The organism is Shimazuella alba (genome assembly GCF_009831235.1).
Lineage (GTDB): Bacteria > Bacillota > Bacilli > Thermoactinomycetales > Thermoactinomycetaceae > Shimazuella > Shimazuella alba.
On record NZ_WUUL01000008.1, the window covers coordinates 152033 to 170898 of the forward strand.

The 18866-nt window shown below is 36.5% G+C and carries 21 protein-coding genes; 13 read left to right on the plus strand and 8 right to left on the minus strand.

All coding sequences use genetic code 11. The features are described from left to right. The first annotated feature begins 97 nt into the window (after window positions 1-97). The 3 genes from GSM42_RS13230 (at window position 98) to GSM42_RS21510 (ending at window position 3772) form a co-directional block, all read left to right on the plus strand. Entirely contained in the window at window positions 98-1249 is a 1152-nt protein-coding gene (locus tag GSM42_RS13230; RefSeq protein WP_160802005.1) for a cation:proton antiporter, read from the plus strand. 229 nt (window positions 1250-1478) lie between these two features. Next, window positions 1479-2933: a cardiolipin synthase gene (cls, locus tag GSM42_RS13235; protein WP_160802006.1), complete on the plus strand. Its 1455-nt coding sequence runs from the start codon at window positions 1479-1481 to the stop codon at window positions 2931-2933. 614 nt (window positions 2934-3547) lie between these two features. Beyond that, complete coding sequence (locus GSM42_RS21510; RefSeq protein WP_476712895.1) at window positions 3548-3772, plus strand: YczF family membrane protein; 225 nt, start codon at window positions 3548-3550, stop codon at window positions 3770-3772. On the opposite strand, the gene GSM42_RS13240 is transcribed toward GSM42_RS21510, so the two are convergent. Genes GSM42_RS13240 through GSM42_RS13250 form a run of 3 tightly spaced genes read right to left on the minus strand, consistent with a single transcriptional unit; the run spans window position 3766 to window position 7679 of the window. Continuing rightward, the gene (locus GSM42_RS13240; RefSeq protein WP_160802007.1) at window positions 3766-4863 is read right to left on the minus strand and encodes a GerAB/ArcD/ProY family transporter; all 1098 of its coding nucleotides are present in this window, start codon (window positions 4861-4863) and stop codon (window positions 3766-3768) included. The genes GSM42_RS21510 and GSM42_RS13240 overlap by 7 nt on opposite strands. Window positions 4864-4888: 25 nt before the next feature. Beyond that, complete coding sequence (locus GSM42_RS13245) at window positions 4889-6112, minus strand: Ger(x)C family spore germination protein (protein WP_160802008.1); 1224 nt, start codon at window positions 6110-6112, stop codon at window positions 4889-4891. Beyond that, the gene (locus tag GSM42_RS13250) at window positions 6105-7679 is read right to left on the minus strand and encodes a spore germination protein (protein ID WP_160802009.1); all 1575 of its coding nucleotides are present in this window, start codon (window positions 7677-7679) and stop codon (window positions 6105-6107) included. Before GSM42_RS13250 ends, GSM42_RS13245 begins: the two co-directional genes overlap by 8 nt. A gap of 312 nt (window positions 7680-7991) precedes the next feature. Here GSM42_RS13250 and GSM42_RS13255 point away from each other — a divergent pair, with 312 nt between their 5' ends. The 5 genes from GSM42_RS13255 to GSM42_RS13275 all read left to right on the plus strand — a co-directional run bounded on the left by GSM42_RS13255 (window position 7992) and on the right by GSM42_RS13275 (window position 10297). Continuing rightward, entirely contained in the window at window positions 7992-8369 is a 378-nt protein-coding gene (locus GSM42_RS13255) for an EthD family reductase (protein WP_160802010.1), read from the plus strand. A gap of 20 nt (window positions 8370-8389) precedes the next feature. Beyond that, on the plus strand, window positions 8390-8737 hold the full coding sequence (locus tag GSM42_RS13260) for a hypothetical protein (RefSeq protein WP_160802011.1): 348 nt from the start codon (window positions 8390-8392) through the stop codon (window positions 8735-8737). Between the two features lie 156 nt (window positions 8738-8893). After that, window positions 8894-9160, plus strand: a complete 267-nt coding sequence (locus tag GSM42_RS13265) for an AbrB/MazE/SpoVT family DNA-binding domain-containing protein (RefSeq protein ID WP_160802012.1) — start codon at window positions 8894-8896, stop codon at window positions 9158-9160. Further along, window positions 9147-9605: a PIN domain-containing protein gene (locus tag GSM42_RS13270; RefSeq protein ID WP_160802013.1), complete on the plus strand. Its 459-nt coding sequence runs from the start codon at window positions 9147-9149 to the stop codon at window positions 9603-9605. The genes GSM42_RS13265 and GSM42_RS13270 overlap by 14 nt, the downstream gene beginning before the upstream one ends. Before the next feature lie 104 nt (window positions 9606-9709). Next, window positions 9710-10297, plus strand: a complete 588-nt coding sequence (locus tag GSM42_RS13275; RefSeq protein ID WP_160802014.1) for a DUF4309 domain-containing protein — start codon at window positions 9710-9712, stop codon at window positions 10295-10297. Between the two features lie 179 nt (window positions 10298-10476). Here the strand turns inward: GSM42_RS13275 and chbG are convergent, their stop codons facing one another. Then, window positions 10477-11196, minus strand: a complete 720-nt coding sequence (chbG, locus tag GSM42_RS13280; protein ID WP_160802015.1) for a chitin disaccharide deacetylase — start codon at window positions 11194-11196, stop codon at window positions 10477-10479. A 45-nt stretch (window positions 11197-11241) separates the two neighbouring features. After that, a complete protein-coding gene (locus tag GSM42_RS13285) occupies window positions 11242-11967 on the minus strand; it encodes a GntR family transcriptional regulator (RefSeq protein WP_160802016.1) in 726 nt (241 codons plus the stop codon). 258 nt (window positions 11968-12225) lie between these two features. Here GSM42_RS13285 and GSM42_RS13290 point away from each other — a divergent pair, with 258 nt between their 5' ends. The 5 genes from GSM42_RS13290 (at window position 12226) to GSM42_RS13310 (ending at window position 17095) form a co-directional block, all read left to right on the plus strand. Then, on the plus strand, window positions 12226-13539 hold the full coding sequence (locus GSM42_RS13290; protein ID WP_160802017.1) for a 6-phospho-beta-glucosidase: 1314 nt from the start codon (window positions 12226-12228) through the stop codon (window positions 13537-13539). Window positions 13540-13551: 12 nt separating this feature from the next. After that, a complete protein-coding gene (gene celB, locus GSM42_RS13295; protein WP_160802018.1) occupies window positions 13552-14832 on the plus strand; it encodes a PTS cellobiose transporter subunit IIC in 1281 nt (426 codons plus the stop codon). 12 nt (window positions 14833-14844) lie between these two features. After that, window positions 14845-15168, plus strand: coding sequence for a PTS lactose/cellobiose transporter subunit IIA (locus GSM42_RS13300; RefSeq protein ID WP_160802019.1), 324 nt, complete (start codon window positions 14845-14847; stop codon window positions 15166-15168). Between the two features lie 12 nt (window positions 15169-15180). Further along, window positions 15181-15486 carry a PTS sugar transporter subunit IIB gene (locus GSM42_RS13305; protein ID WP_160802020.1) on the plus strand — a complete coding sequence of 102 codons (306 nt, stop codon included), beginning with the start codon at window positions 15181-15183 and terminating at the stop codon, window positions 15484-15486. A 673-nt stretch (window positions 15487-16159) separates the two neighbouring features. Next, the gene (locus tag GSM42_RS13310; protein ID WP_202404911.1) at window positions 16160-17095 is read left to right on the plus strand and encodes a hypothetical protein; all 936 of its coding nucleotides are present in this window, start codon (window positions 16160-16162) and stop codon (window positions 17093-17095) included. Window positions 17096-17418: 323 nt separating this feature from the next. On the opposite strand, the gene GSM42_RS13315 is transcribed toward GSM42_RS13310, so the two are convergent. The 3 genes from GSM42_RS13315 to GSM42_RS13325 all read right to left on the minus strand — a co-directional run bounded on the left by GSM42_RS13315 (window position 17419) and on the right by GSM42_RS13325 (window position 18837). Further along, window positions 17419-17820, minus strand: coding sequence for an ester cyclase (locus GSM42_RS13315; protein WP_160802021.1), 402 nt, complete (start codon window positions 17818-17820; stop codon window positions 17419-17421). 41 nt (window positions 17821-17861) lie between these two features. Further along, window positions 17862-18206, minus strand: coding sequence for an ester cyclase (locus GSM42_RS13320; RefSeq protein ID WP_160802022.1), 345 nt, complete (start codon window positions 18204-18206; stop codon window positions 17862-17864). 79 nt (window positions 18207-18285) lie between these two features. Beyond that, the gene (locus tag GSM42_RS13325) at window positions 18286-18837 is read right to left on the minus strand and encodes an NADPH-dependent FMN reductase (protein WP_160802023.1); all 552 of its coding nucleotides are present in this window, start codon (window positions 18835-18837) and stop codon (window positions 18286-18288) included. Between the last annotated feature and the right edge of the window lie 29 nt (window positions 18838-18866).

Below are 18866 nucleotides of genomic sequence, written 5' to 3' on the forward strand. Positions count from 1 at the left end.
TAATACAAGTACATAATAAATAGGAAGAATAACCGGAGGAGCCTGCAAATAACAGGCTCTTTCTGTCTTTTAAAGGGATGGTTACAAGGGGGAAATCATGGAGTTATTTCTGCAGTTAGCTACCATTATTATTAGTACAAAAATTGCAGGAGATATTGCTGTTCGGTTGGGTCAACCCTCCGTGTTAGGTAAATTGATAATTGGTGTGATTATTGGACCAGCCATGCTAGATTGGGTACAAAATTCAGATGTGATAGAAGCATTTAGCCATATCGGGGTCCTCTTTCTCATGTTCTTTGCTGGATTGGAAACGGGTATTAGTGATTTGAATAAAAACAGAAATTCTTCGTTCGCTGTAGGTATAGGTGGTATTTTACTGCCATTAATAGGAGGTTATATTTCCGGGATTACCATAGGTATGGAGCAAAGTCATGCTCTGTTCCTAGGACTGATCCTGTCGGCAACTTCTGTCAGCATCTCTGTTCAAACATTTAAGGAACTGGGACATCTGAAAAGCAGAGAAAGTATCACAGTTTTAGGAGCAGCCTTAGTGGATGATATCATTGTGGTGGTTACTTTAGCTGTCATGATGAGTTTTTTGACGACAAGTGATGTAAGTTTAGGTATGGTAATCGGAAAGAAAGTAATATTCTTCGTGATTATAGCTCTGTTGGGATGGAGGTTCGTTCCATTCATGATGAGAAAACTTTCATCCCTAAGAGTTACGGAACCTATAATGAGTGTTTCCATTGTTTTATGTCTATTCTTCGCCTATATAGCTGAGTATCTTGGTGTAGCTGGTATTATCGGTGCATTTGCAGCCGGAATAGCTATTTCACAAACGGAATTTAAAAAGAAAGTGGAGAAAAAACTTGGGCCGCTTGCCTATACTATTTTCGTTCCTGTTTTTTTTGTAAGTATTGGCCTTTCTGTATCCTTTAAGGATCTACCAAAGCATATTTTGTTCATCATCGTACTGTCACTTATTGCTGTACTCACCAAGCTGATAGGTGCCGGTTTGGGTGCAAAATTAACTGGCTTTAACACCCATTCTTCTCTTATTATTGGAGCCGGAATGGTATCCAGAGGAGAAGTCGCGTTAATTATTGCAACGATTGGTTTAGGTTCAGGTTTATTAGCACAACAATATTTTACAGCGATTATTATCGCAGTTATCATTTCAACGATAGCAACACCTCCTATGTTGAAAGTATTGCTTGCGAATAAAAAATCGTCTGAAGTGGAGTAAGTAATCCAAAATGAGCTAAAAAGAAGTGCGAATGAAAAGCTCTCAACCGTTTTAAATTGAGAGTCTTTTTAAATTTAAAAATAAATGAACATTGACCCAAAAACCTATATAAGTTTTAGATAAAAGAGAATCGAGTTCAATGAGAATGCAAAAGATAAAAATTATCTTTGTTCAGATATAATATGGTATTTTTAAAGGGGAAAAGTACGTAATAAGAAGGGGATGCTGTATGGGAATTGGGAACCTAATCACACTTGTTGTCTCCTTTATTATGGTTATCAACATCATTCTATGCGCAGGAGTTTTATTTTTTGAAAGAAGAGATATTGGTTATACTTGGGCTTGGATCATGGTTCTATTTTTCATCCCGATTTTAGGTTTTTTCATTTATATTTTTTTTGGTCGAAAATTAAAGCAGAAAAATTTTTATAGGCTTACAAAAGAAGAAAGAAGATTTCTTCAATCAGCTGTGGATCAGCAATTATGTGCTTTAGAAAATGAGAGAAGCACACTTCCTTTCTTGTTAAATAAATATGCTAGTTTAATCAGAATGAATCTTATTTCATCCAGTGCTCTATTGTCTAGGGATAATCAGATACAAATCTTTAACGATGGTAAACAAAAATTTATTTCTTTGTTTGAGGACATAAAAGCTGCAAAGAAAGAAATCAATATCCAATACTACGTTATTCAACCTGATGCATTAGGAAGAAAGTTGAGGGATGAATTAATCAAAAAAGCGAAGGAAGGGGTTAAAGTAAGGCTCCTTTATGATGAGATTGGCTCAAAAAGAATTCCACCTGACTTTTTCGAAGAATTAAGTTCCGTTGGTGGAGAAGTAGAGATTTTCTTTCCTTCCCTATTTCGGCTAGTAAATTTTCGTATTAATAATAGAAATCATCGAAAACTTTGTGTGATTGATGGGAAAGTTGCTTATTTGGGGGGGTTCAACGTTGGAAATGAGTATCTCGGTTTAAACAAGGAATTTGGATATTGGCGTGATACTCATCTTAGAATAAGGGGAGATGCAGTAAATGATATACAATCTAGGTTTATCCTAGACTGGCATCAGGCTGGAAACCATCAAAATATAAATTATGATGATTTTTCCTTTTATAAGGAGAAACAGACAGGCAGTAGTCCTGTTCAAATTGTTTCAAGTGGACCCAATTCCTATACGGAGCATCTCAAGAATATGTACATGAAACTAATACTGAATGCAAAACACAGTGTGTATATTCAAACGCCATATTTCATTCCTGATCCGAGTTTTATGGATGCATGCAAAATTGCACTTCTATCTGGTATTGATTTACGGATTATGATCCCAAGCAAACCCGACCATCCTTTTGTTTATTGGGCAAATTTAGCATACACAGGAGAATTATTGGATTATGGAGCGAAAGTCTTGTTATATGAAAAAGGTTTTTTACATGCGAAAACCATCGTAGTAGATGAGCAAGTAGGGTCAGTAGGTACAATGAATATTGATGCTCGGAGCTTTAGGTTGAATTTTGAGGTGAATGCTGTAATATACGATGAACAAATTGCGAAGCAACTTTATAAAACGTTTCATGAAGATAGCCAAGTAAGTAGCGAACTTACTCCTAAAAGATATAGAGATAGGACTATTTTAACAAAAATGAAAGAAGGTATTTCGCGACTACTCTCCCCGATTTTATAAGGCTCAAATTTGGAAATGAAAATAGCCGCAGCTATTTAAAAAACGAAGGAACGATATCTATTTAAAGTAAAGAAAAATAACCATAAACGGTTCGAGATCTCTGTACCATACTAATGAAATAGACGTTATGACACTATATTATCAAAAAGCCTATCCTACTTTTTTTGATCGTTTTATAATATAAAGTTTTTTTCATGCTATAGATGAATTTCAGCAGATGTTATTCTAATACGATAAAGAAGGAATCTAGACAATATGCATACTTTCTAATCATGATTTTTCCTTACTTATTTAATTTTCAGTTTACGAAGAGTATCATCGTAATAAGATTTTCATATCTTCAAATCCTTTTGTATTTTCTTTAGTTTCAGCGTAGGTGGTGGGTTGTTGCCTATCACCCCTTTATATGTTTACTTGTGAATTTAATAAAAGAACTGTCCCAACATTCTTTTGTTGTAGTGATTATACAATTTTCCGTTCATTGTAACCATGAAAAAGAGTTTTACAATATTATTGTCTTTATATTGTGTCTCGTTCGCATACATACAGTTATAAATGGGCAGATTGTACTCTATCCAAGCTAATTAACAAATATCTGTAAAAGGAGTTCTTTCATGAAGGTACTTGGTATTTTTTTGCTCTTATTTGCTGGCTGTATCCTATTAAGCATCGGATTGGACCTTATACTTGGAAAATCCTTTTGGGAATCAATATTGGGGCTATATTCTTCTTTTGGTGTTATGAGGAAAGTGGAGCTACCTATTCTTATTCTTTTTCTTATGTTAAACTTTCTTCCACCCTATTTGGATTATCGGAAAAACAAAAAAACCTATCAATAGGTTTTTTTTAGTAATCGTTTTCGGAGTAACGCAACACATAGCAGAATAATCGGGATTCCTATTTGCATGGGGAGCTGGATATAGTAAGGTACGATTTTAAGGCCTTCTTTGAAGTGTTCAGATGTATTTTCTGCAATTATTATCGACAGTAACAAAGTAATGGTGGCAAGAGGGAGTGTCAATTTTTTGTGTGAAAGTTTAAATAGATCAGCACTACCAATTATGGCTGCATACGAAAAAATAGTTATTTTGAAGAAACCACCTATTACTAGAATAATACATGCCAATATGTCTAGTCTCTGAATAAATGTATTAACAGAGATTTTCCCCATTGTTGTGAGAAGAGGAAATGGAGAGCGGCCCACCATTGTTCCTCCAAGAGAAGCAATATCCATTGCTATCGTAAAGGAGATGAGAACACCAGATAAAATCATTGCCATTAATCCATATCGAAAACCTTTTCTTCTATTATTCAAATATGGTAAAAACATGGTAAAGGCAATCATTTCACCAAAAGGAAAAGTGGAGATAACAGGAAATGCTGTCTTTAAAATTAATCTCCAATCCTCTGCTACAGGAAGAAGCTTTTGTAAATTGATGACATCAGAGAATAGAAGAAAGACCACTGTAACTAAAGTGCTAAACAAATAGACAAATAAATAGATTTCTCCTGTTCGTGCTAACACTTCTACACCATGAAAGATTGTGTATATAGTAACTAGGACCAATACCATACTGATGACAAGAATCGGAGTTCTCTGTAACCAAGTAATTTGGAGCAAGGTAGCAATATCTCTCAAAACTCTTGCTCCAATATAAATAAAATAGATGATATACAAAAAACTGATGAGCGATCCTATTGTTTTCCCCATAATCTGTTTTGTATAGGTTGTCAAAAGAGCATCAGGATAGTGCTGATAAAGACCGCCATATATAAATAGCACAATGATGCCTATAGTAAGGCCAATTAAGATGGCAATCCACGCATCTTGTTTCGCTTCCATTCCTAGTCCAATGATAACTGCGGTTCCTAATTCAAATAAAAATACCAAACAAAAAAGCTGAAAAGGGCTGATTCTTGCATTTTCCATAAAGGATGAATTCCTTCCTTTTCCATTAGTCTCTTTCTTTCATATATGGGTTGGTTCGTAGTCCTGTTGTACGAATAAAAATTCTGGCGTGAATATTGACTTGTGACTTGGGATAGTACTTTTTCCAGTTTGTTTTCCACTTGGTCCATGTTTTTGGATCAGCTTGATGTATTGCATCTCCAAATCCAAAAACATCGCTTTGGTTTTTTTTCCCCATGGCAAGAGCCAGCTCTACTTCCTTTTTTATCTCGGTGCTTGTTCTCTGTTCCAGTTCATGAATCACATCAGGATTTTCGAGATCGATGGGACATTCTGCTTCTCCGATCCGTCCCTCTGCTGCTATGTTCATATCAATAGTAGGTCTGTTTTTTGTTATTTTTGCTTTAATCTTTGTTTTGGAATAATTTACAATTACAGTTAAATGATGGTTATTATTTTTACTGCAATTGATATTCAATGCTGCCCCGCGAATTTTATTACTACCAAACATGATTCCTCGAGCGGTTTCATCATCTGCCCACTGGACGAGATTTTGCATATTAAATAAAGCTATTCCTTTAAGTTTGGTTTGTCCTTTAGCTCGCGTTTGTAGAATGGATTCTGCTTTACCAATTTGTTTTGAGTCACCTGTTAATTCTACACCGCTTATTGCGATATCTCGTCCACTGGCTAACACATTTTCAATAACTTCCTCAATCAATGTAACTCGATTTTCTCCCCAAACATCTTTTGATGTCTCAATTTTATTTTTTAATTCGTTGGCAGAAATATCATCTATTGGCGTCAGTGCACTTATAATTTTGTATGCTTGGGTATTTCTTGCTGCTAAAACGGGAAAGTTGATACGCCCTTGCGGATCTCTATCTGTAACATCAAACACTTTTAGTGCAGCTCCTTCTCTTAGTATTTCTTCTGATATAACAAAGACCTGTAAGTGAGAGAAAAACAGTCTGCGAGAGACCTGTTGTGACATTTTTCGTATTGCTTCTAGTTTTGTTCTTCCAGTTTGACTATAGGTAGCTATAGGTGTAGCATGGCTTCCACTCGCATTCCTAGTAATAACACCTGGGTTCACTAACTGGAAGGTATATAGGTATTCTCCCTTTTTATGAGATTTATCAATACCAACTGCCATTACAAATCCATAATCGTTTAGTTCTTGATAATCCCAGCAACCTGTTGTCAGGGATAATAAACTGATCCAGATACCTATCAAACCTTTTTTGGAATAGGTGATGAGTTTATTCATTGTTTTTATTTCCTTCGTCATCCATACTTGTTGACGGTTTTGGCTTTTGCCCTTTTGGAATGCGCAAATCGTCTTTTCTCAAGATCGATTTCGGACGTAAATTTAATGCCCATAAAGGTGCTCGCAAGATAGAATCCTTTTGGTCTTGTAACTCAAATGGGGCAAAGGGTGCTAAATAAGGTGTTCCAAAAGATCGTATTGTATTCATGTGAACCGTAAGAAAGATTAAGCCAATAGTAATACCAAATAAACCAAGTGCTGCAGCGAGCAGCATAAGACCAAAGCGAATAATTCTTGCAGATATAGCTAGGGAGTAGTTAGGAGTAGCAAAACTTGCAATTGCAGTTGTTGCTACAACCATCACCATAACGGGGGAAACAATGGTTGCTTCAATGGCTACACTCCCTATTACAATTGCTCCAACAATCGAAATCATTACACTTAAAGGACTAGGGCTGCGAATCCCAGCTTCTCGAAGTGCCTCGATCACCATCTCCATCAAAATTGCTTCTACAACCGTTGGAAATGGAACCCCCTCACGTTGTGCGGATAGGCTGATAGCAAGTTGTGTAGGCAACATTTCAGGATGATAGGTCATAAGTGCGATATAAAGTGCAGGAGTAACCATAGAGACAAAAAAGATAATGTAACGAAGAATACGGATAAAAGTTGAAATATCAAAACGTTGAGCATAGTCTTCGATTGATTGGAAAAAAGAAAAAAAGGTCGCAGGAACAACAAGTGCAAAAGGAGTTTGATCAGTTAGAATGGCTACTTTCCCTTCTAATAAATTTCCAGCAACAATATCAGGACGTTCAGTTGATAAAATGGTTGGGAAAGGACTAAACGCTTTATCTTCGATAAAAGACTCTATGTAGCCTGATTCGAGTACGCCATCGATTTCAATTTTCTCCATTTTTTTTATTACCTGATTCAACACTTTTGGATTCACAATCCCATCGATGTACATTAGGCTCACACTCGTGTTGGTTATATTACCAATTGTTAACGATTTAACATGGAGATTTGGGCTTTTTATTCTACGACGAACTAAAGCTTGATTCGTTTGAATGGATTCGGTGAAGCTATCTTTAGGCCCTCTAACAACGGTTTGTGATTGGGGAGGGGTGACTTCACGGATCTTCCCGCCAGCTACCTCCACAATGAGAGCGCAAGACCATCCATCGCCTAGTACAACTAAATTTCCGGATAAGAGAAGTGGTATGATTTGTTCCAGCTCAGTGAGTTGTTGAAGCTCTCCTTCTGATAGCATTTCCTTCATTATTTTCATCATGTCTTCATCAGGAGATGTTTGTTCTAGACGAACGAATTCGAGTTTTGCAGATTTAATAAGATTTCTTGTTTCTTTTTGGTCAATCAGTCCCGTGATATAGACAAACGCAATTTCGTGACGGTGAAACTGCAACCGTTTTATTACAATATCTGAGCTATTACCAAGAAATTCTTTTAACTTCGTTAAATTGAGAGATAACTTACTTGACAGAGTAATGTTCTTGTTTATGCTTTTATTAGAATTAGATTTATCTGTTTCCTTATTTGAGTGCATAATAAAATAGCTCCGTTTCATGATTTGGCTATTTTTAACTTTTGAATCTAGATGGTATTTTATACATGAGGGATAGAGGTAGTGATGAATGATGAAGACGTAGATGTAGATAGAAACGGTTTAGAGGCAGCTCTATTTATTCGAATAAAAAGAAAATGTTACAACTTTGTTATTATGTGATCTATTATCTTTAGATTACGAAAATGTATGCATTTCGTTAACAAAAAAGCTCAATATCTAGATATTTTTGATCAATTAAGTAGTGTAATCTATAATTTAGCGGTAAAATAATTGTAAATAGGAGGTGTACGATTGTACAAACTTTTGATTCTGTTCAAGAAACCGGAAAATGAAGAGGAATTCGAACATTTTTACTATGAAGAGTTTATCCCGCTGGCAGTAAATATAGATGGTTTAGAGCGTATGGAGCTTACTAAAATAAAACCACCGTTTGGAATTGCAAGGGATATTCCGTCTCCTTTTGATCTTCAGATAGAATTCTATTTCCAAACAAAGCAAACATTTCAATTTTTTATAAACGAAAGTGAACTAGGCCAAGAATTTCAGGAAAAGCTGTCTTCCTATACGGCCCCAATCTATACACTTGCATGGGGACAGACGGAAGTAATCAGTAAATCAGAGATTGTAGCTCGTTACAATGAACATTTGATTCGGTCTTCTTCTCAATAGTCAGCAAAGGATGATTTCTTATGATGAAGCTTGAAGCTCTTTTTACAGTGACTACTGATAAAGATACGTTTAAGCATCACATACACCATCAAATTCTACCTTATGTTTATAAAATGCCGTACATCGATAAAATCGAGTTGACTCCTTTTTTTGATACACCTAATGATATACAAGAACAATTTTTAGAAAAGCCGATTCACTATCAACTTGCTTTATACATGAAAGAAGAAGATGTTAGAAGTGCATTTGCTTCAGAAAGCGGTCAAGAATTAGCTGCTTACCTTAGATCTTTGGGTGATTTTATGACAACTGCTGCAGGAGATACTAAGGTTTTTTATAGATGGGATTTAGAACAATTAAAAGGATAGTTATGTTTACTGGTTCCCCCTGTTTTTGCTATTTTTATACTTATTAAAATACATAGAGCCTCTTCTCATGAGAAGAGGCTTATTTATGTATCCTAACATTGATTTGAACGGAGTTTCAAACATACAATATAAGGAAAAGGGAAGGAGGGGTTGTAAATGAGCAAAGCAAAACTTAGTGCTAATAATCAAATAATGATACCAGAAGCAATCAGAGATAAACTCCAGCTTACACCTGGAGATGTGCTTGATTTCCTAGAAAATGAGCATGGAGAAATCATTCTAAAAAAGGCAAATCGGATGGAGGCTTTGTTTTCTGTTTTAGACGAGATAAATGAAGAGGCGAGTAACGAGGGGATTAAGGAGCAAGATTTACTGGATGAATGGGAAAAAGTAAGAAGGGAGAGAAGCTATGGAGAAGAATAAAAAACTTCGTGTCTATGTGGATACCAATATTTTTATCTCTCTTCTTGCATTTAACAGCCAAAAGATGCGTCATTTCCTCGAAGTCGTACAAATGAACCACATCCTGTTGCTTTCCACTGCTGTTTTAGATGAAATCGACGAAGTCTTAACGAGAAGTTTCCCCAAAGCAATCCCTCTAGTGAGCAAAATGCTCCGTTATCTTCAATATGAACTGATTCCTACTCCTATACCTACGGATCTGAAATACCAAGAGATCGTGAAACAACTTCCATATATCAAGGACCCAGACGATGTGATTATTTTTGTCGGAGCATGGTTAGGAAAATCAGATGTGATTGTTTCCCATGATAAAAAGCATTTTCATACAAAGGAAGTGAAGGCAGTATTTACTGTTATGACAGTCCATGATTTTTTAATCAAGTATGATATGCATTACAAAGAGTAAAATTCTCTATTTCCCATTTTTATAAAAAATCGACAATCATTATTTTTGTATGATAAAATAAATTTACAAATTAACACAATAATCTAACATAAAGGGATGTAATCATGCTTAAAATTACAAAAATATTGATTGTGACTGCTCTTGCAGTAGGAGTATCGATTACGAGTCTTCCACATTTAACTTCTGCTTCTTCCCATACAAACCAAGTACAAGAACAACAAAATCATAGGAGTATCATTCAAAAAACAGAGCAACTAGCAATCCAAGGAAAAACAATCAATAGTGAAAACTTTGCCATTAATGCAAAAGGGAAAGACATACAAAAAAAGTGGGGAAATCCTGATCCAAATAGTTCAAGCGAAGATGTGTATACCTATAGCAAGCGGAGAATTGAGTTTTTCTTATTCAAAGGGACTGTTACCCATATCGTATCGTATGACAAACGCTATGAAAACATTACTTATCATGAAGTGATAAAAACATTAGGTGCACCTGCTAAAGAATCCAGAGGAGAAGATGGAGTTTATACCACTTATGAATGCGGGAAAAAGTTACTCGTCATTTCTTTTTACTACGATAAGACAGGCAAAAATCCTGATACCATAAACCAAGTTATTGTGATGGATCAATATAAAAACATGAGGGAAGAAGAAAGGCAAAAATTTCAACTACAATTTCCTTCCTTGTTCTGAAACGTTGATAAGGGGTATAAGATACTAGTTTTGTATTGATCAAGTCGATATAACTCAAAACTGCAATAATAGTTTCTAATAAAACAACGGAAAAAAACAAGTTAGTTCACTTCGATCAGGAAAAATATTATAGGCATGGGTTCACTGTGCTATAGGTGAACCCTTCTTTTATACCAAGTTCAAGACATGCAAGAAACAAAAGAAAAGATACTTGGTAAGGAGACATTTGTCAATATGTCGAGTTCTTGCAGTCGTTTCGTACAGTAGGTTGAATTATCTTTTAAAAACGTATCTATATATGCAGGATGACACATTACTTCTAATGTAACATTATCTTCTACTTCCTGATGGAGATTTGCGAAAAAATGGGAGGATACGTTTTCCCCATAGAATCCGTCGAGGAACACATCAGATAACAAAGGAATCTCCTCCACATTTCTTCTAAACGCATTTCTTACAGGCAAGTTATATTTTTGTGCTAATTCCTTCACTACTGGTTCAAGAAATGGCCATGCATGAATATGATGGTGACTGTCCATATGAGCAGGACGGATTCCAAAAGAGAAGAACTTTTGAATTTGATCCTCCCACTCCTTCCTTACATCTTCTAATAGTACATCAGAGTTCTTTTCGTAATTTTTATCTACCCGAAAGAAGCCATTTTCATCAACAAGGGAAGGAACATCTTGATTTACAGGTTTTCCAAAAGTAAGAGTTAAGTGTATTCCTACCCGAAGTTGAGGATATTGTTTTGCTAACTCTACTGCATGCTCCGTTGCCGGTGTATGAACCATCATAGTGGTAGAATTTACAATACCAAAACGGTGAGCATCAATGATTCCATGATTTACTCCCCTCGAAAAACCAAAATCGTCTGCATTGACAAGTAATGAGATCACACAAATACCCCCTCTCTAACATGCCAAATAGATTTATGAATCAAACTAGTAATTTCGCTCGATAACAAAATTTGCACGATCGCCTCGAAAGACTGCTCGTGAATATTCTATCGGCGTTTCATCTTCTAAATATGCAGATGTTTCAATCGAGAAACAAGGTGTATGAACAGCGATATTCAGCTTATCAGCAATTTCTTCATCAGCTAAAAACAATTCTAGTTGTTCGATTGTCTTTTTGATTTTTAGTCCAAATTGGACTTCTAGTAACTGGTATAAGGACTTTTCGCACTCCTCCTTATCCAGGCTGGGGGTTTTATGCCATGGTAAATAAGCAATTTCATATTGAAGCGGTTCTTCATCAGCATAACGAATTCTTTCTAATTTATTGATTGGGTCGCCTTCTTTTAACTGAAATTGGTTTGCCTGAAATTCATCAGCAGGGATCACGTGAAGACTTAAAACTTGTATTTGAGGTTTTTTTCCTTGTGAAATCAATTGCTCTGTGAATTTTACCTCTGTCATAGATAAAGTTTGTTTCACTTTATGATTGGAGACAAAAGTTCCTCTTCCTTGTTCCCGATAAATGTAACCTTCGATGCTTAACTGTTGCAGTGCAGTTCGAATCGTTGTCCTGCTGACACCAAATTGTTTGCAAAATTCGGCCTCAGTAGGAAGCAAGGTGTTTGGTTTATACTTTTTCTCTTTTATTAATCGAATAATTTCTTCTTTGACTTTTGTATGCAAAGACTTTCCTTCTTTATTTAAATCCATAGGTCTTTCCTTTCTTTTATACTGTTAACGATCCATATAAACACAATAGTTTTTCTGCTTATATGTGCAGATGTGTGTGAAAAGGTGCTTTTTTAGAGCATTAACCTCCTCTAGTTTACTACAAGTTTGTATATTTGTAATGACAAATATACATTTCTTTGGCATGTGGAATATTTGTTACTACAAGTATGTAGACATTGATTATTTGTTATGATAAATTTATTTCAAGTGATGATTACTTTTTTAGGGAGGATATTCATGAGTTTAAAAGTCGTGATTATAGGTGGTGGTTCCAGTTACACACCAGAGATTATAGAGGGATTTATTAGTAGATACGAGTCATTCCCTGTATCGGAACTTAGCCTTGTGGATATTGAAAGCGGAAGAGGAAAATTAGAGATAGTTGGTGCATTGGCAAGACGCATGATAAACAAATCAGGCTATCCTATTAAACTATCATGGACTTTGAATCGAAAAGAGGCACTACAAAATGCTGATTTTGTTACAACACAAATTCGGGTTGGCGGACTAAAAGCGAGAGAGAAAGATGAAAAAATACCGTTGACACATGGAGTGATTGGTCAAGAAACAAATGGACCGGGCGGGATTTTTAAAGCACTCCGTACCATTCCCGTACTATTGGATATTTCCCGCGATATACATGACATATGTCCTGGTGCATGGTTAATCAATTTTACAAATCCAGCAGGAATTGTGACAGAAGCCTTACTTAAATACAGTTTGCATAAAAAAGTGGTCGGGGTCTGTAACATTCCTATTAATATGAAAAACAGTGTAGCTGAAATGATGAATGTGGAGGCGAAGCATGTAGAAATCGAGTTCATCGGCATGAATCATTTTGTGTTTGGAAGAAAAGTTTGTGTGAAAGGGATCGACCGAACAGAAGAAGTGCTTGATAAGTTAATTCATAACGAGGTAGATTATTCCCCTGCCAACATTATTTCACTAGGGTGGTCGAAAGAATTCATTCAATCCATAAATCTCTTGCCAAATCCCTATCACCAATATTATTTTCAAACAGAAGATGTTTTGGCAAAAGATTTGAAAGCGTTTGCAGAAAATGGAACGAGAGCAGAGATAGTGAAAGAAGTGGAAAAAGAGCTCTTTGTCAAATATCAAGAAGAGCAATTGCAAGAAAAACCAAAAGAGCTGGAAAAAAGAGGCGGAGCGTACTACAGTGATGCCGCATGCAGCCTGATGAATAGCATTTATAACGATAAAGGTGATATACAAACCGTTAACATTTTAAATCAAGGAGCCATTACAGGTCTTCCTCATGATTCTGTCATTGAAGTCAATGCAGTTATTACAAAAGTAGGTCCAAAACCAATCACAATAGGAGAATTACCCTTATCAGTCAGAGGCATCATCCAACAAATGAAAGCGTTTGAGCAATTGGTAATAGAAGCAGCTATATCTGGAGAGTACTTAAAAGCTTACCAAGCAATGATTATGAATCCATTTGTACGAAATGAAAAGAAAGCAAAGATCATTTTGGACGAGCTATTAGAAGCTCACAAAGATTATTTACCGCAATTCCACACAAAATAAGGAGGTATTTTTATGAATAATAAGGTAATGCAATGGATGGAAGAAAAGTTCATGCCGATTGCCGGCCGCATTGGTTCTCAGCGGCATTTAGTAGCGATTCGCGATGGGTTTATCATGATCATGCCGCTTATTATTGTTGGTTCTTTAGCTGTTTTGATTAATAACTTTCCTTCCGATGCCTTTCAAAATTTCATGATCTATCTATTCGGAGACCAATGGAAGAATGTAGGAGGAAATGTTTGGAATGGTTCCTTTGCAATATTAGGTTTGCTGGCAGCAGCATCGATCAGCTATAGACTTGCCAAATCTTATGATGTGGACGGGCTGCCAGCAGCCTTGGTTACTGTAGCTTCCCTTATTATTCTAACCCCTGTTACCAAAGATTGGGGCATTTCATATGAATGGACAGGTGCACAAGGTTTGTTTGTAGCTGTTATCATGTCGCTTGTTGTTACAGAATTATTCCGGATGTTAATGAAATCGAAATTTACGATTACGATGCCAGAAGGAGTCCCCGAAGGTGTGGTAAAATCCTTCAAAGCCTTATTACCAGCCATGATCATTCTTATACTAGTAGGATTTTTGCAGGCATTACTCACCGCTTTGGGAAATACAAGCTTACACCAGATCGTTTTTGAAAGTATTCAAAAGCCGCTGCAGTCATTGTCAAACTCATTGCCAACAGCGATTATTATTGCTTTCCTTAACCATTTACTGTGGTTCTTTGGATTGCACGGGACAAACATTATTGAACCCTTTATGGAATCGATGTACTTACCTTTAATTGAGAAGAATCAAAGCTTGTTTGCTGCGGGTATGAGTGCTTTTGATGTGCCTTATATTGTAACAAAGCCTTTCTTCGATTCTTATGTATACATTGGCGGTTCAGGAGCAACGCTCGCGCTTCTTCTCGCCATCTTCATCGCAGTGAAGTCAGCACAGTACCGATCCATTGCCAAACTTTCTGCTCCTGCGGGATTATTTAATATTAATGAACCAGTTTTATTCGGATTACCAATTGTATTAAATCCAGTTATGTTAATACCGTTTATTCTCGTTCCCATCGTGTTAACCATTACCTCTTATTTTGCGCTTAGCTTAGGAATTGTGCCTAAAACGGTAGCAATGATACCTTGGTCAACTCCACCATTTATTAGCGGATATCTAGTATCAGGCGGATCATGGATGGGAGTGCTGCTTCAAATCGTTAACTTCGCTATTGCAACATTGTTGTACCTTCCTTTCATCAAAACAGCAGACCTTGCTCAAATGAAACAAAATAAAGTTGCATAGGAGAAATAAAACATGGATAAAGAGATACCAAACTTAGAAGAAATTTCGTTTCAAATTATTCTTCATGCAGGAAATGCAAGATCTTCTTCGATGGAAGCAATTCACCTTGCGAAAAATGGAAAGTTTAAAGAAGCTCAAGCAAAAATAACAGAAGCAGAAAAAGAATTTTTGGAAGCGCATCATTCCCAAACAAAGCTGTTGCAAACAGAAGCGGGCGGTCAGGTACAATCTCCTACTGTCCTTCTTATTCACTCTCAAGACCATTTAATGACTGCTATGACGGTGAAAGAAATGGCTCAGGAATTTATCGAGCTCTATGAGAGATTAAAACAATAGAAGGATGATTTTATGAAAATTATATTGGTATGTTCAGCAGGTATGTCTACGAGCATGTTAGTCCAGAAGATGAGGAAGGCTGCTCAAGAGAAAGGTCTATCTGCGACAATCGATGCGACATCAGAAGCTGAATTAGGAAATCATTTGGACCATACAAATGTTATCTTAATCGGTCCCCAAGTTCGTTATCTTGCACCAAAAATTAAATCAAAAGCAGAACCACATGGTATTAAAGTAGATATTATTAATTCGATGTATTATGGGACGATGAATGGCGATAAAGTATTAGAACAAGCACAAGGATTATTGGAAGGTTAGTAAAAAATAGATACAAATGAGAAATTCATTAGAAAGCTTCCTTTAAAAAAAGGGAGCTTTTATAGATTTACGGTAAGGAAATATACGGATTGGATCGTGAGATGAAGATGAGCGTTGGGCGAGAGAGGATTATTCCCCATAGCTATCAAGCTAAGTAAGTGCATATTAAAAATGATGATTATAATGGAAACGAGTCTTCTCTTTGAAAAGATTAAGTACCCCAAATAAGCCTACTTAGGCTTATTAATGAAGCTTTTCTTTGGGTGTTTCTTTCATAGAAAACACGCCATCCTTCCGAAGCCTATAATGTAAGATCATTTAATTATAATAGAGCCTGTTGCATTACAGTCTAAAAAGCGAAGATGTGTACCTCAGACAAGGGCACAAGTCTCGCTACGTCGCTGTGCTTCTAGTCTAGCTTTGAGTGGATGGAGCATCCTTTGTATGTTTTCAACAACAGACGCGAAAAACATAGCGCAACTTGCTACTTTAGTGGCATAGTGCGACTTGTGCCTTAGGTGCACACATATCGAGCGTCTTTTATACTGTTTTCAAATTTTATTTATGCAACAATCACATAATAGTAATAATAATATAAAACTTGTGAAAATGGATAAATTTCCTTAAGATAGCTTTAGACTTGCTGACTACTTTACAAAAGGATGAATAAACGATGATAACAACTTTCCCCTATACAGGCTCTGGACCATATTGCTATGCTAACTCTTTTGCCATGATGTTTGGTAAAAATGCTCCCTCTACAGCCGTTATTGAGTTCGCTACCAGCAGTCCATTTGGGATGCAGTTGGTCGGTGGCGCTCTTCCATTTTTTGATCCATACGGATGGGACCCTGAGGCTGGTTTTGATGATGCGTTGATGGCATTGGGTTGGATTTCTACAGTCACAAATGGTGACAATGCTGTTGACTCTATCAATAGACTCAAAACAGCCCTTACGAATGGTCCGGTATGGATAGGACCAGTGGAAATGGGTTACTTACGACATCAACCAGGCAAAACGGGGCCAATTGGTGCAGATCATTATATTGTCGTTCTCGATATAAACGATGACACTGTACTTATACATGATCCACAAGGATATCCATATGTTTCTTTACCGCTTCTTGACTTTCTAAACGCCTGGCAAGCTGAGACAATCAGTTATGGTACATCCTTTACAATGCGCACAGATTTCATCAGGGTCGAAGAGAAATCAGATGTGGACATCATCAAAGCATCAATACCTGCTGCAATTCGCTGGCTATCGATGAATAGTGAATATAACATGCCTGAAAATAGTTTTGGGAATGGTGAAGCTGCGAAACAACTTGCAGTGCTCATCGAAAATGATTGTAACCAAGATCTACTTGATCATCTCATTCATTTTGCGGTTCGAGTTGGCACGCGACGAGTTGCTGATGCTGCTACTTGCTTGTCTCTTATCGGATACAACAAGGCATCTATGATCATGACTCAACAAGCTCATCTTATTGGCTCTTTACAATATCCGTTGGTCACCGGTGACTACGTAAAAGCCGCTAACGCATTACGCGAATTGGCTCCAACGTATGATGAGCTGCTGAAAACACTGAAAAGTGAAACGAAATAAGATTTTTCATCATGCATTATTCAAGAAAAATGACTTTAGAACTTTGAATTTAGGTTATTTTTTATGACTTTGTAAAATTGTTTTCACTAGCACTAGTTCTATAATTTTCCAGAAGATCTATATATAAGCGTGGGATAACATTTACCACTTGTGATTCGACGTGATCAAGTTTGGGTAAATCCCAGGGTTCACTCCATAGCCATCAAGTTAATAACAAAATTGCCCCAAAACAAAAAACAAGCTATCCTTTCTTGATGCTAAAGAATGGATAGCTTGTTTTCTGTGAATGTGTCCATCAAAGGAGAACATTATTTTCCTAATTATTAATTTCCTCGAATTTGGCTCCACATCGTAACCATGTCGATCCAGCCGCGGTGTTCTCTAATTTTCCCATCAACCACACGATATTGGCGATACAGAGTGACATCAATCGTATTGCCAGTAGGTGCTGTGCCAAAAAACATACCTTCATGTGTACCTTTTACATTCATACAGACAAGTACTTTGTCGTCTTTGGCCATGATGTCTTCTACGACATATCTTTTATCAGGAAAGGATTCCAGTATCGTGGCAGCAAACTTCTTTAGTCCTTCTGTGGATTGATAAGAGAGTTCTTGATAGTCATCTGATAAAAATTGATCTGTACATGCAAAATCATTTTTGTTCCAAAATTGCTCGACAAACTCGCTTATTACTTTCAAATTTTGTTGTTCTACTGTATTCATTCAAAACATCTCCTTTGAATTTTAAATTTGTATCATCTACATTAGCCTTGAATCTGAGGTAAAAGAGTACCTGTATCAAACCAACCTTGATGGTTGACTATCTTTCCATCTACTACTTGAAAGTGTCGATACTGGGATATTTTTACTGGTTTGTTTGTAGGGACATTTCCAGCGAAACCTCCAGTATGAACAGCACTGATAATAATTCTGGCAATTGCTTTTTCGCCTTGGACGAAAATTTCATCTACCTCATATTTGCGATTGGTAAATGCTTCTGCTACTTGCTGAGAGAAATACTGATTTGTTTCATTTAACAAGTTTTCATTCACTTTATCTTGAAGAAATGCAGTTACTGCTTCCAAATTTTTTTGTTCTGTTGTGTTCATGACGAACATCTCCTTTAGCGTAAAGTTATATATAAGTTACCAAAAGGTAACATATTGCCTAAAAAAATTGGGATGGACTCTAACTGGAGACAACGGGTTTATGGGACAGATTTTTCGTGAGTTCTATAAAGCTGTTTAATACAGTCTGAACTCTTACTCTCGTTCCTTCATCTGTAGGTGTCCCATCTTCATTGAATGTGTTTGTCCCATAGCCAATGGATATCCATTCAGGGCAGTTGATACCATGTAAGTTACGCACGATAGTTTGTAAATGGGTAAGGGAACTTATTCCAAGCGGTCCGCCTGCGGAACTGACAGAGAGTACGGCTTTACCAGCAACTTTGTCGATACTGACATAATCCAATGCATTTTTAAGTGCTCCTGATACAGAACCATGGTATTCTGGTGTGGAAAAAATCAATCCATCTGCGTTTTGAATGGATTTGATTAGATGAAGCGCATTCTCATGAAATTCCCAATTATCTGGTGTAAAGAGGGGTAACGGTGTTTCTGCTAGATCAATAAAGGAAACAGAAATATGCTTTTCTAATAAAATGGATTCGATATGTTTGAGTAAGATGGTACTGGTGGCATTTTGCCGGTTACTTCCTGCTACTAAGGTTATTCGCATGTTTTTATCACCTTTTTTTGATTTCGTTA